10 protein-coding genes are annotated in these 12,863 nt (G+C 72.9%); 8 read left to right on the forward strand and 2 right to left on the reverse strand.

All coding sequences use genetic code 11. The features are described 5' to 3' along the window. Window positions 1–140: 140 nt before the first annotated feature. From ACFY5B_RS09840 to pcaD, 7 genes are all read left to right on the forward strand, one after another. On the forward strand, window positions 141–896 hold the full coding sequence (locus ACFY5B_RS09840; RefSeq protein WP_389967118.1) for a CoA transferase subunit A: 756 nt from the start codon (window positions 141–143) through the stop codon (window positions 894–896). Next, entirely contained in the window at window positions 896–1,540 is a 645-nt protein-coding gene (locus ACFY5B_RS09845) for a CoA transferase subunit B (protein WP_389967121.1), read from the forward strand. Before ACFY5B_RS09840 ends, ACFY5B_RS09845 begins: the two co-directional genes overlap by 1 nt. After that, window positions 1,537–2,739, forward strand: a complete 1,203-nt coding sequence (locus tag ACFY5B_RS09850) for a thiolase family protein (RefSeq protein ID WP_389967124.1) — start codon at window positions 1,537–1,539, stop codon at window positions 2,737–2,739. Before ACFY5B_RS09845 ends, ACFY5B_RS09850 begins: the two co-directional genes overlap by 4 nt. A 113-nt stretch (window positions 2,740–2,852) precedes the next feature. Further along, the gene (gene pcaH / locus ACFY5B_RS09855; protein ID WP_389967127.1) at window positions 2,853–3,626 is read left to right on the forward strand and encodes a protocatechuate 3,4-dioxygenase subunit beta; all 774 of its coding nucleotides are present in this window, start codon (window positions 2,853–2,855) and stop codon (window positions 3,624–3,626) included. A gap of 6 nt (window positions 3,627–3,632) precedes the next feature. Next, window positions 3,633–4,238 carry a protocatechuate 3,4-dioxygenase subunit alpha gene (gene pcaG, locus ACFY5B_RS09860; protein ID WP_389967130.1) on the forward strand — a complete coding sequence of 202 codons (606 nt, stop codon included), beginning with the start codon at window positions 3,633–3,635 and terminating at the stop codon, window positions 4,236–4,238. Then, a complete protein-coding gene (gene pcaB / locus ACFY5B_RS09865; protein WP_389967133.1) occupies window positions 4,235–5,530 on the forward strand; it encodes a 3-carboxy-cis,cis-muconate cycloisomerase in 1,296 nt (431 codons plus the stop codon). Before pcaG ends, pcaB begins: the two co-directional genes overlap by 4 nt. After that, the gene (pcaD, locus tag ACFY5B_RS09870; RefSeq protein ID WP_389967136.1) at window positions 5,527–6,645 is read left to right on the forward strand and encodes a 3-oxoadipate enol-lactonase; all 1,119 of its coding nucleotides are present in this window, start codon (window positions 5,527–5,529) and stop codon (window positions 6,643–6,645) included. Before pcaB ends, pcaD begins: the two co-directional genes overlap by 4 nt. Window positions 6,646–6,978: 333 nt before the next feature. Here pcaD and ACFY5B_RS09875 read toward each other — a convergent pair whose 3' ends face one another. Then, window positions 6,979–9,663 carry an ATP-binding protein gene (locus tag ACFY5B_RS09875; protein ID WP_389967139.1) on the reverse strand — a complete coding sequence of 895 codons (2,685 nt, stop codon included), beginning with the start codon at window positions 9,661–9,663 and terminating at the stop codon, window positions 6,979–6,981. A gap of 277 nt (window positions 9,664–9,940) precedes the next feature. After that, window positions 9,941–11,308, reverse strand: a complete 1,368-nt coding sequence (locus tag ACFY5B_RS09880; protein WP_389967142.1) for a cytochrome P450 — start codon at window positions 11,306–11,308, stop codon at window positions 9,941–9,943. Window positions 11,309–11,583: 275 nt separating this feature from the next. On the opposite strand from ACFY5B_RS09880, the gene ACFY5B_RS09885 reads away from it, so the two are divergent. Next, a complete protein-coding gene (locus ACFY5B_RS09885; RefSeq protein WP_389967145.1) occupies window positions 11,584–12,750 on the forward strand; it encodes a DUF2510 domain-containing protein in 1,167 nt (388 codons plus the stop codon). Window positions 12,751–12,863: the final 113 nt, after the last annotated feature.

Raw genomic sequence — 12,863 nt, forward strand, 5'->3', positions numbered from 1 at the left:
GTCCTGCAAAGGTCCACCGGCTTGTTCACCGAGGTCTTGACGTCCTCCCGGCTCGGTGGCAGCGTGAGGGGCAGCTCGCAAAAATACTCAGTGCCCTGATTAATTTGGTCTGGTCGCTTGGAAGAGATGGGGCTTCTCGGATGGACAAGGTGGTCGCCACAGCCCTGGAGGCGGTGGCCGACGTGCCGGACGGCGCGTCGCTCGCGGTGGGCGGTTTCGGGCTGAGCGGTGTGCCGAACGTGCTGATCGGGGCGCTGTACGAGCGTGGCGTGGCCGGGCTGTCGGTGGTCTCCAACAACTGCGGCGCGATGGAGTCGGGCCTGGCGGTGCTGCTGGCCGCCGGCCGGATCGCCCGGGTCACGGGTTCCTACATCGGCGCCAACAAGGAGTTCGCCCGGCAGTACCTGGCCGGGGAGCTGGAGGTCGAGCTGATCCCGCAGGGCACGCTGGCCGAGCGGCTGCGGGCCGGCGGCGCGGGCATCCCCGCGTTCTACACCCCGGCCGGTGTCGGCACACAGGTCGCCGACGGCGGACTGCCCTGGCGCTACGACGGTCAGGGCGGGGTGGCCCTCGCCTCGCCGCCGAAGGAGGTCCGGGTGTTCGACGGCACGGAGTACGTGCTGGAGCGGGGCATCCGCACCGACTTCGCCCTGGTGAGGGCCGCGCGCGGCGACCGGCACGGCAACCTCGTCTTCAGCAAGTCCTCCCGGAACTTCAACCCCCTGGCCGCGATGGCCGGGAAGGTCACGATCGCGGAGGTGGAGGAGCTGGTGGAGCCCGGCGAGATCGACCCGGACGCGGTGCACCTGCCGGGCATCTTCGTGCAGCGGGTGCTCGCGCTCACCCCGGAGCAGGCGGCGGACAAGAAGATCGAGCAGCGGACGGTGAGGTCCTGATGGCCTGGACGCGTGAGGAGATGGCCGCGCGGGCGGCGCGGGAGCTGCGGGACGGCCAGTACGTCAATCTCGGCATCGGCCTGCCCACACTCATCCCCAACCACCTCCCGCCGGGCGTCGAAGTGGTGCTCGAGTCGGAGAACGGCATCCTGGGCACCGGTCCCTACCCCACCGAGGACGCCGTCGACCCGGACCTGATCAACGCCGGGAAGGAGACCGTGACGGTCCTGCCGGGCGCCTCCTTCTTCGACTCGGCGCTGTCGTTCTCGATGATCCGGGGCGGGCACATCGACGTGGCCGTGCTCGGTGCCATGCAGGTGTCCGAGCGGGGCGACCTGGCCAACTGGGCCGTCCCCGGCAAGCTGATCACCGGCATCGGCGGGGCGATGGACCTGGTGCACGGCGCCCGTACGGTCGTCGTCGTCATGACCCACACCGCCAAGGACGGCTCGCCGAAGATCCTCACCGAGTGCTCCCTGCCACTGACCGGCAAGGGGTGCGTGAATCGGATCATCACCGACCTCGCCGTCCTGGACGTCACCGACGGCGGGCTCGTGCTGGTGGAGACCGCGCCGGGCGTGACCGCCGACGAGATCGTCGCCAGGACGGACGCCGAACTGACCGTGCCGGAGGGATGCAAGTGAAGGACGTCTACATCGTCGACGCGGTCCGCACGCCGATCGGCCGCTACAACGGGGGCCTCGCGAGCGTCCGCCCGGACGACCTGGCCGCGCATGCCATCAGTGAACTTCTCGACCGCACGCCGCAGTTGGACCCGGCCCGGATCGAGGACGTGTACTTCGGCAACGCGAACGGGGCCGGCGAGGAGAACCGCAACGTGGGCCGGATGGCCGCACTGCTCGCCGGTCTTCCCACGTCCGTTCCCGGCGTGACGGTCAACCGGCTCTGCGCGTCCGGCCTGGAGGCCGTGATCCAGGCGGCCCGGGCCATCGCGCTCGGCGACGCGTCCATCGCACTGGCCGGGGGCGTCGAGTCCATGACCCGGGCGCCGTACGTGCTGCCGAAGAACGACAAGCCCTTCCCGGCCGGGCACACCGAGCTGTACTCGACGACGCTCGGCTGGCGGATGGTCAACCCGCGGATGGAGCCGCAGTGGACGATCCCGCTGGGCGAGTCGGCCGAACTCATCGCGGACAAGCACAAGATCGGCCGGGAACAGCAGGACGAGTTCGCGCTGCGCAGCCACGAGAAGGCGGCACGGGCGCAAGCCGAGGGCCTCTTCGACCGTGAACTGGCGCCCGTGACGATCCCGCAGCGCAAGGGTGAGCCGGTGGTCTTCGCCGCCGACGAAGGTGTCCGGGCGGATGCCTCCCTGGCGGCGATGTCCAAGCTGAAGCCGTCGTTCCGCCAGGAGGGCGGCACGGTGACGGCGGGCAACGCGTCCCCGCTGAACGACGGTGCGGCGGCGCTGCTGCTCGTCGACGAGGAGGGGCTGAGGGCGACAGGCCGCGAACCGCTGGCCCGCGTCGGCGCGACGGGTGTCTCCGCGACCGACCCGCACTACTTCGGGCTGGCGCCCGTGGAGGCGGTGAACCGCGCGCTGGCCAAGGCGGGCAGGGGGTTCGGCGACCTGTCCGTGCTGGAGCTGAACGAGGCGTTCGCCGCTCAGGTGCTGGGGTGTGTGGCCGAGTGGCCCGAGTTCGATCCCGGGATCCTCAATCCGCAGGGCGGCGCGATCGCGCTGGGGCATCCGCTGGGCGCGTCGGGAGCTCGGCTCGCCGGGACTGTCGCCCATCAGCTGGCCCGGCGTGGCAGTGGTGTGGGTGTGGCCACGTTGTGCATCGGGGTGGGGCAAGGGCTCGCCCTCGTTCTGGAACGCTGAGCGATGCGCGCGGCTGCGGGCCGTGTGTGGCCGGACGCGCAGTTCCCCGCGCCCCTTCGGGGCGCGCCCCCTCCCCCGTCGACGACAACCGTAAGAACCTTTCAGGGACCCCCATGACTCTCACTCAGCACGACATCGATCAGGAGATCGCGGCCGAGCGGGCCGCGTACCAGAAGCGGCTCGCCGACGGGGGACCCGTCGAGCACCAGCCGCGCCGCGACTACGCGCCGTACCGGTCCTCGGTGCTTCGGCACCCCAAGCAGCCGCCGGTCACCATCGACGTCAGCAAGGACCCCGAGCTGGTGGAGCTGTCCTCCCCCGCCTTCGGGGAGCGGGACATCACCGAGATCGACAACGACCTCACCCGGCAGCACGACGGCGAGCCGATCGGTGAGCGCATCACCGTCTCCGGACGGCTGCTGGACCGCGACGGCCGCCCGGTGCGCGGCCAGCTCGTGGAGATCTGGCAGGCCAACTCCGCGGGCCGCTACGCCCACCAGCGAGAGCAGCACGACGCCCCGCTCGACCCCAACTTCACCGGTGTGGGCCGCACCCTCACCGACGACGACGGCCACTACCGCTTCACCACCGTCCAGCCGGGCCCCTACCCCTGGCGGCAGCACGTCAACGCCTGGCGGCCGGCGCACATCCACTTCTCGCTCTTCGGCACGGCGTTCACCCAGCGGCTCGTGACCCAGATGTACTTCCCGAGCGACCCCCTGTTCCCGTACGACCCGATCATCCAGTCCGTGACGGACGACGCGGCCCGGCAGCGGCTGGTCGCGACGTACGACCACAGCCTGTCGGTGCCGGAGTTCTCCATGGGCTACCACTGGGACATCGTGCTGGACGGCCCGCAGGCCACCTGGATCGAAGAAGGGCGCTGACCGGCCATGACGAAGATCGACAGCAGCCGGCCCGACAGCGTGCTGCCCACCCCGTCGCACACCGTCGGACCGTTCTACGGCCACGCCCTGCCGTTCCGCGGCGGCGAGGACATCGCGCCCCTCGGGCATCCCGACACCGTCACCGTGCACGGCTACGTCACCGACGGCGACGGCAACCCGCTGCCGGACGCCCTGATCGAGCTGTGGGGGCCGGACCCCGACGGCAACCTGCCGACCGCCGACGGCTCCATGCGGCGCGACCCGGCCTCCGGAGGCTTCCTAGGGCGCAACGGCGTGGAGTTCACGGGCTGGGGGCGCATCCAGACCGACGCGAACGGCCACTGGTACGCGCGGACGCTGCGGCCCGGCGCCCGCGGGCGCAGCGCCCCGTACCTCAGCGTGTGCGTGTTCGCGCGCGGGCTGCTCGTGCACCTGTACACCCGCATCTACCTGCCGGGCGACGCGGCGGTGCTCGCGGCCGATCCGTTGCTGTCCGGGCTGGAGGACGCCCGCCGCGACACGCTGATCGCCGCGGAGGAGGGCAACGGCACGTACCGTTTCGACATCCGCCTTCAGGGCGAAGGCGAGACGGTCTTCCTGGAGTTCACGTGACAGCGCACCCCGGCGACACCGGCCTGCTCGCCCCCGGATGGGCCGACTCGGCGGCCTCCTCCGCCACCGGCGACGAGGCGTACCTGCGGGCCCTGCTCGACGCGGAGGCCGCGCTGACCCGCGCCCAGGCCGTCATGGGGCTCGCCCCGGCCGAGGCGGCGACGGCGGTCACCGAGGCGGCCGGGGCCGGTGCCTTCGACGCACGGTCCCTCGCCGAGCGCGCCCGCGCGGGCGGCAACCCCGTCATCCCCCTGGTCGCGGATCTGACCAAGGCCGTGGGCGAGGCGTACGGGCCCTACGTCCACCGGGGCGCGACCAGCCAGGACATCATGGACACGGCGACGATGCTGGTCGCCGCGCGGACCCTCGACGTGCTCCTCGCCGACCTCGGCCGAACCGAACAGGCGCTGTCCGGGCTGGCCGCCGAGCACCGCGACACCGCGATGCCGGGGCGGACCCTCACCCAGCACGCGGTACCCACCACCTTCGGGCTGAAGGCTGCCGGGTGGCGGTCACTGGTCCTGGACGCGCGGGACCGGCTGCGGGCCGTCCGGGAGTCGCTGCCCGCCCAACTCGGCGGTGCGGCGGGAACACTGGCGGCCTTCGGGGCGTACGGCGCGAGCGATCCGGCCGGACTGCCGGAGGCGTACGCCCGGGAGCTCGGCCTGCGGGCACCCGGCCTGCCCTGGCACACCCTGCGGACCCCGGTCGCCGACCTCGCCGGATGCCTCGCGTTCACGGCGGGCGCGCTCGGCAAGCTCGCCGTGGACGTCCTCACCCTGTCCCGCACCGAGATCGCCGAGGTCGCGGAGGGCAGCGGCGGGGGCTCGTCCGCGATGCCGCACAAGTCCAACCCCGTACGGTCCACCCTGATCGCGTCCGCCGCGCGACGGGCCCCCCTGCTCGCGGCGACCCTGTACGGGGCGATGGCCGCGGAGGACGAACGCCCGGCCGGGGCCTGGCACGCCGAGTGGGAACCGTTGCGGGATCTGCTGCGGCTGGTCGGCGGTGCCGCCCGGGACGCCGCCGAACTGACCGGGGGACTGCGGGTCAGGCCCGAGGCCATGCGCGAACACCTGGATCTGACCAACGGGTTGATCGTCTCGGAGCGGCTGTCCGCCGAACTGACCCCGGTGCTGGGCCGCGCCCGCGCCAAGGAGCTCCTCACGCGACTGGCCTGCGAAGGGCAACCGCTCGCGGAGGCACCCGAGTTGGCCGGCGTGGATCTGGACCCGGCCCATTACACGGGCTCCGCCGGAGTCCTCACCGACCGTGCTCTGGAGCGACGTTGACACTTTTGAACCACCATGCGGAAGGGCCCGCCTCCGCTCCCCCACTGTTGCTCGGCCCCTCCCTCGGCACCTCGTACGCCCTGTGGGACGACGTGGCGCCCGAGCTGTCGATCACCCATCGGGTGGTGCGCTGGGACCTGCCCGGGCACGGCGGTTCGGCGGCCGGTCTCATCCGGGCGGGCGCGAGCGTCGGTGACCTCGCCGGGCAGGTGCTGGCGCTCGCCGACTCGCTCGGCATCGAGCGGTTCGCGTACGCGGGTGTGTCGCTGGGCGGGGCCGTGGGGCTACATCTCGCGGTGCACCATCCGGAGCGCCTGACGTCGCTCGCCGCGATCTGCTCGTCGGCGCACTTCAACGGGTCGAGGCCCTGGGAGGAGCGGGCCGCGCTGGTGCGACGGGAGGGGCTGGCCGGGCTGGCGGACAACGCCGGCGCGCGCTGGTTCGCAGGAGACTTCACCGTGCCGGGTCTGGTCCGGGACCACCGGGACGCCGACCCGGAGGCTTACGCCGCCTGCTGTGACGCGCTCGCCGCGTTCGACCTGCGGGACCGGCTGCCGGAGATCACCGTGCCGACCCTGCTGCTCGCCGGCCGCGAGGATCCCGCGACACCGCCCGCGCATCTGCGGGAGATCGCCGACGCCGTGCCGGGTGCGACGCTCGTGGAGCTTCCGGGCGCCTCGCACCTGGCACCCGCCCAGTGCCCGGAGGCGGTGCTGACCGCCCTGCGCGCTCACTTCGGCCAGGGCGCCCTCCTGGGCATGGCAGTTCGGCGCGAGGTGCTCGGCGACCAGCACGTCGACCGGGCGCAGGCCCGCCAGACACCGTTCACGGCCCGGTTCCAGGACTTCATCTCACGCTACGCCTGGGGCGAGATCTGGACCGACCCGACGCTGTCCCGCCGTGAGCGCAGCATGATCACCCTCACCGCGCTGGTCGCATACGGCCATTACGACGAGCTGGCCATGCATGTGCGCGCGGCCCGCCGCAACGGCCTCACCCCGGAGGAGATCGGCGCTGTGCTGCTCCAGACGGCCGTGTACTGCGGGGTGCCGGCGGCGAACTCGGCGTTCGCGACGGCCCAGCGGGTGCTGGCGGAGGAGGACGGCACCTCGTGAGGGCCGGGAGCGATTCCGCGAGCCATGATCCCGCCGGTCTCGCGAGCCGGAGGGCGACCTGCGGCCCATGATCCCGCCGGGTCTCGGGAGCCGGAAGGCGACCCTGCGGCCCATGCCCCCGCCGGATCTCGGGAGCCGGAAGGCGACCCTGCGGCCCGTGCCCCCGCCGGATCTCGGGAGCCGGAAGGCGGCCCTGCGGGTCATGAGCCCGGCTGCGTCTCGCGCACGCCTGCCCCGCGTGCCTGCCAACACGGCAGGTGCATGAACCGGCCCGTTGCTCCGCGCGTGAACTACGGGCAGGTGCATGAACCGGCCCGTTGCTCCGCGCGTGAACTACGCCGGGCCGACACCGGCCCTGAGCGCGGCACGTGCCCGCTCCGCCAGGCCGTCGGCCCCGCACGACACCGCCAGGTCCAGGCCGCGGTGCAGGTCGGCCGCCGAGCGGGCGGCGATGCCGAACTCGATGCGGGCCGCCGCGTATTCGTACTGGCAGGGCGACGCCTCCAGGTACGTGACGGCCTGGCCGTAGAGCCGGACCGCTCGCTGGCCCGTCTCCAGGTCGGCGGCGCAGCGCAGGGCTTCCCCTATCGCCGTGTCCGTGCCGAAGCGCTCGGCCTGGCGGCGGACGTCGACGGCGAGCCGCGCGGCCCGCGCCGGGTCCTCGGTGCGCAGGGCGCGGGCGAGGTCGGCCGCCCAGGGGACGAGGACCGGGTTGTGGTGGCCACGGGCCGCCGCGGCCTTCTCCGCGGCCTCCAGTTCGTTGATGCCGTCCTTGGTGCGGCCTACGGCCAGCAGCAGCCGGCCGCGCACCGAACGGGGATCGGGCAGGACGATGGTGGAGGGGTAGGGCGGGGCGAAGCCGTGCCGTTCGGCGACCTCCCAGGCCTGTTCGACCCGGCCGCGGGCGAGCAGGGTGTCGACCAGGCTGCAGGTCGCGGACCAGTACAGGGGCAGACCGCGGCCGACGCGCTCGGCCAGGCGCAGTGCCTCGCGCAGGGACGCCTCGGCCTCCTTCAGCCGGCCTCGCCTGCGGTGGCCGATCCCGACGTAGGCGTGGGCCAGGGCGAGGTGACCGCCGCTCCAGCCTGCCGTCTCGTAGGCGCGCAGCGCTTCGTTGTAGAGGGTCTCGGCGCGGTCCAGCCGGTCGGTGAAGCCGTACGCGTTGGCCAGCATCAGCAGCAGTTCGATGCCCCACTCGGTGTCGGTCCAGCCGAGTCCGGGGGCGAGGCGGCCGTTGACGAGGGCGCGGTCGCACAGCTCGGCGACCTCCTCGGCGTTCTCGCCGTGCATCAGGGCGTCGAAGCCCCGCAGGATGAGCAGGGCGCGTTCGGAGTTGTCCCGGCCGGTGCAGGGGCCGGCGAGCTCGGCGAGCCGCTGGGAGCGGCCGGGTGAGGCGGCCTCGCCGGCGTGCAGCCCCTCCCACATGAACTGCGCGGCCTGCAGCCGCATCCGGTCGGGGCCCGGCTCGAGCCGGGCGGCCTCCGCCTCGACCGTGCGGACGGCTTCCTCCAGCTGGTCGTTGTGGAGCAGCGCCTGGGAGAGCCGGAAGACGGCGTCGACCCGCTGGCCGCCGTGGAGTCCGGGCATGGCGAGCGCGGTCCGCAGATGGCCGATGGTGCGGGCGGGTGCGGTGAGGAAGGTGGCCTCGGCCAGTTCGTACAGCACCTGCGGGTGCGACTCGGGCCGGGGCGGTTCCTTCAGGGCGCGTTCCAGGCAGCGGCGGGCCGCGTCGGGGGCGCCGACGGCGAGGTGCTCACGGGCGGCCTCGCGCAGTTGCCCGACGAGTTCCTCGTCGTCGTCCGGGTGGACCTCCAGGAGGTGGCGGGCTGCCGCCGCGGCGCCGTGTCCCTCGTCGGAGACGATCCGGGCGGCGATGCCGTGCATGGCGGTGCGCAGGGCGTCGGGGATGGAGTTGTAGACGGCGGTGGCGATCAGCGGGTGGACGAATTCGAGGTCGCCGTCGGCGCTCCGGCCGGTCGCGGGGTCGGGCGCGGTGAGGATACGGGCGGTGCGCAGCAGTTCGGCGCAGCGGCGTGCGTCGTCCGGTCGCAGGGTGGCGAGCTTGGCGACCAGGTCGGTGGAGATGCCGGTGCCGAGGATGGCGGCGGCCCAGGCGAACCTGGTGGAGTCGATGCCCAGTTCCTCCAGGCGGGCGACAAGGCCACCGCCGCGGGCCGAGCGGTTCAGGTCGCGCAGTTCGCCGGCGTGGGCCTCGACCGGTTCGAGCTCGCTGTCCTGCACTCGGGCGAGGAGTTCGACGGTGTCGTAGGGGTTGCCCGCGGTGACGGCCCAGACCTCGCGGCAGAAGGCGGCGTCGGCGTGTCGACCGAGGGTGGCGCGGGTGAGTCCGGCCGTCGCGTCCGGGGTGAGGGCGCTCAGGGTCGTGGCGGGGCCGTGCGCGGCGGCGGCGACGGTGTCGAGGTGGCGGGCGCTGGCGCCGGAGACCTCTTCGGGGCGGCGCGTGACGACGACCAGGACGGACATCTCGTCGAGGCGCTCGGCGAGTCCCGCGAGCCAGTGCAGGGTCTCCTGGTCCGCCCAGTGCGCGTCGTCGATCAGCAGCACCAGCGGCCAGTCGCGGCGGGAGAGCCGGCGCACGGCCGCGACCAGGCCGTCGCACACACCCTGCGGGTCGGCCTGCCGGTCGCCGGGCTCCGCTATGCCGAGGGCGGGGCCGGCGATGTCGTACCAGTCGCCGAGGTACTCGCGTGCCTCTTCGGGCAGCATCGACACCAGCGCCGGCTGCAGCAACTGCCGTACCACGTTGAAGGGGACCGACCTGAGGGTCTCGCCGCCGCGGGCCGACCAGACCGTGCAGCCGCGGGCCTCGGCGATGCGGCGGGTTTCGGCCAGCAGGGCGGTCTTACCGAGTCCGGCCTCGCCGCGGAAGACCAGTAGTCCGCCGGACGAGGAACGGTCCGCGCACAGGCTGTCGACCGCCCGCTCGACGGCGGCGACCTCCTCGTCGCGCTCCCACAGGGAAGCCGAGGCGGCGGCCGTGGGCCGTACCTCCGTCATCCCGCTACCTCCCCAAGTCGCCCGAACGACGTACAGACATCGAGCGTAGCCGTCCGATTGCCTGAGTGGAGGGTGGTCGGGGCACCTCTTGCCGTGATGGGTGACACCGGGTGCGGCCGGGCGACGCACTTGCCCCGTCACCAGCCGCGTTCGGGTCAACCGTACGCTCGGCCAAGGGAAGTGACATGTATTCAGGAACGAAGGGACACCCGGCGCGGCCGACGGGCGCTGGTCGCGGGTCGGTGGGCAATCTCATCCGCAGTACGCGAGACACGCGCTAGTGGCGGGCCCCGGCTCGGGGGCGGTTGCGGGGGAGGACGGTCATCCGCAGGGCGCGCGGCCGTACGGTGAGCCGGGCGACCTGGCGGACGGCCTGGCCCTCGGCGAGTTCCAGCCGTACCGAACGCAGCATCGTCGCGATCGCCGTGACCATCTCGGTGCGGGCGAAGCGGTCCCCCATGCACTTGTGCTTGCCGTCCCCGAAGGGCAGGAACGCGCCTGGCGGAGGCTCCTGCGCGGCGTCGTTCCACCGGTCCGGGTCGAAGGTGAGCGGATCGGGGAAACGCTCGGGGTCGCGGTGCAGGGCGTGCTGGCAGTAGGCCAGTTCGGTGCCGGCGGGCAGCGTCCACTCGCCGAGACGGGTCTCCTCGGTGGTACGGCGTGTGACCAACCAGCCGGGGTGGTGCAGCCGCAGGGTCTCGGTGATCACCCGATTCAGGTACGGCAGCCGGGCCACGTCGTCGAAGGCGACGGGCCGCTCACCGAGTACCTCGTCCAGCTCGGCCAGGACCCGGGCCTCGATGCCGGGGTGGCGGGCGAGTTCGTACAGGGTCCAGGACAGAACCGACGCGGTGGTCTCGGTGCCCGCCACGGCCAGGGTGAGGATCTCGGAGCAGATCTGATGCCCGGTCAACGGCTCGCCGGTCTCCTCGTCGACGGCACGCAGCAACATGGAGAGCATGTCTCCGGTGTCGTGCCCGGAGGCCTGCAACTCCTCGACGGCGGTGTTGACGGTGGCGCGCACGCCGGCCCGGGCCCGGTCGAAGCGGCGGTTGAAAGGCAACGGCAGGCGCTCGGCCCAGTCGGGCAGCATGAGGCGCACACCGACGCCGTTCATCACCACTGACAGGTCGCTGCGCAGCCGGCGGAAGACGGCGTCGTCGAGGCTGCCGGCGAACACCGTCTTGGCCAGCATGTCGAGGCTGAGTCCGACCATCGCCTCGCGTACGTCGAGGAGCCGCCCGGGTTTCCAGCCGGCGACCGTGGCCGTGACCTCGGTGCGCATGATGTCGACGTACCGGCTGATCTCGGTGTGGGCGAACGCGGGTTGCAGCTGGCGGCGTTTGCGTACGTGAGGCCGGCCGGTGACGGTGACGACGCTGTCGCCCAGCAGCTGGCCCAGCTTGTCGTAGAGCCGGCCCTTGTCGAGAGTGGGTGCGAGGGCCTTGAGCATCTGGTGGATCAGGGCCGGGTCCTGGACCACGACGGTGCGCGTGCCGGGTTGCAGGACGATCTCGACGAGCGGTTCCCGTGTGTCGCGCAGCGAGTCGATGAAGCCGAGGTTGTCGCGCATTCTCAGAGCGTGGCCGATGAACGGAAGCGATCCGGCAGCCCGAGGTATGGGGAGAGGCGCAGCGGACGTCACGGGTCATCCCTTCACGGCTCACGGCAATCATGGGCGCCCTATGGCTTCCCTGACCCTTCCCCGGCGCAATCCTGTCATCAACGTGTCCTGTGCCACGTGGGCGAGCTGGAGGGTGCGCCCAGCGGAGAGCGTTGTACGGGGGCTTCAGCGGTGACCCCGGGCCGGGGCTGGCTGCGGCTGTCGCACGGGGGCCCGGCGGCCGACCGGCTGCTGCTGGAACAGCCGGTTCCGAGTCCTCTCATGCCTCTTTCACCGACGCCTCATACGGTGGGGGCATGACGCAGGAGACTCCTCCCGGGTGGTACGCCGACCCCGGACAGACAACTGACGGGCCCGCCACCGAGCGCTGGTGGGACGGCCGGGCGTGGACGGACCGCATCCGCCCGGCGCAGCCGCCCGCGACCTGGGGTCCCCCGACGGGCCCGGCGTCCGCCGACTCCGTATCGACGCAGCAGACGGCACCAGACGCGCCGCCCGCCGAGACCCCGGCGCGACCGAACCCCGCCGGTCAGGCGGGAGTCGGGCAGCACCCGGGAGGGTGGGGCCCCGGAGCCGCCGGGTATGCCGCCTACCCCGCCTTTCCCACAGCGCCTCCCGGCGGGAAGGGGCGGCGGCTGCGGATAGGTGCCGCCGTCGCCGCTGCCGTAGTCGTCCTCACCTGCATCGGCGTGGGCGTCTACGCGTTGGCGGACAACGGCGGCGGGGGCGGTTCGCCCACCTCGCAGGGGCCCGGCGGGCCGGGCGCCCCCGGAGGTCAGGGCGGCCCGTTCGGCGGACCGGGCGGCTCCGGAGGGTCGGGCGGCTCGGGTGGATCCGGAGGGTCCGGAGGGTCCGGAGGGTCCGGAGGCAACGGGGGCGACGGCGGGTCCGGTGGGCAGAGTCCGCGGCCCGAGCAGTCCGAGCCGCCGAAGATCAGGAGCGGGTCCGTGACCGATGCGGTCAGCGGCATCAGTCTGCCGATCCCGAAGGGCTGGTACGGCCAGCAGGCCGAGGCCGGTGCCCAGGTGACGTCCGACGACTCCTACAAGTGCCCCGGCGACACCTCCGCGACCTGCACGAAGGGCGGCGCCTACTCGGCACCGGCCCTGCTGCTCGGCACCAAGGGGGCCACCGCCGAGGAGATCGCGAAGGCGGACATCGCGAAGAACGCCGAGGAGTCCTACGGCGGCAAGTCGTACGGCGGGATCACCTCCCACGACGTGCTGGACTCCAAGGCCGTGACCGTGGCCGGGCAGAAGGGCTACCTGGTCCGCTGGAAGGCCGTCACGAGCAAGGGCGCCGACGGCATCGTGGAGTCCCTCGCGTTCCCCTCCCCCGCGAACACGAAGCAGATGGTCGTGGTGCGCTTCGGTGTCGACGCGGACCAGAAGGAGGCCGTGCTCGACGACATCACCAAGGGCATCAAGGTGTCGACGGGCAGCGGCAACGGCCAGGACGTCTGACGCCCGGCGCCCCGCGCCCCGGTCGGCCGGGGGGGGCGCCCCCGCCGCTCACAGGGGCACCCCACCCGGCCGGGGGGGGTGCGCGCCGCCCCCGTCCCCACGGGTCGGCGCGG

This window comes from Streptomyces sp. NPDC013187 (assembly GCF_042899705.1).
GTDB classification, from domain to species: domain Bacteria; phylum Actinomycetota; class Actinomycetes; order Streptomycetales; family Streptomycetaceae; genus Streptomyces; species Streptomyces hawaiiensis_A.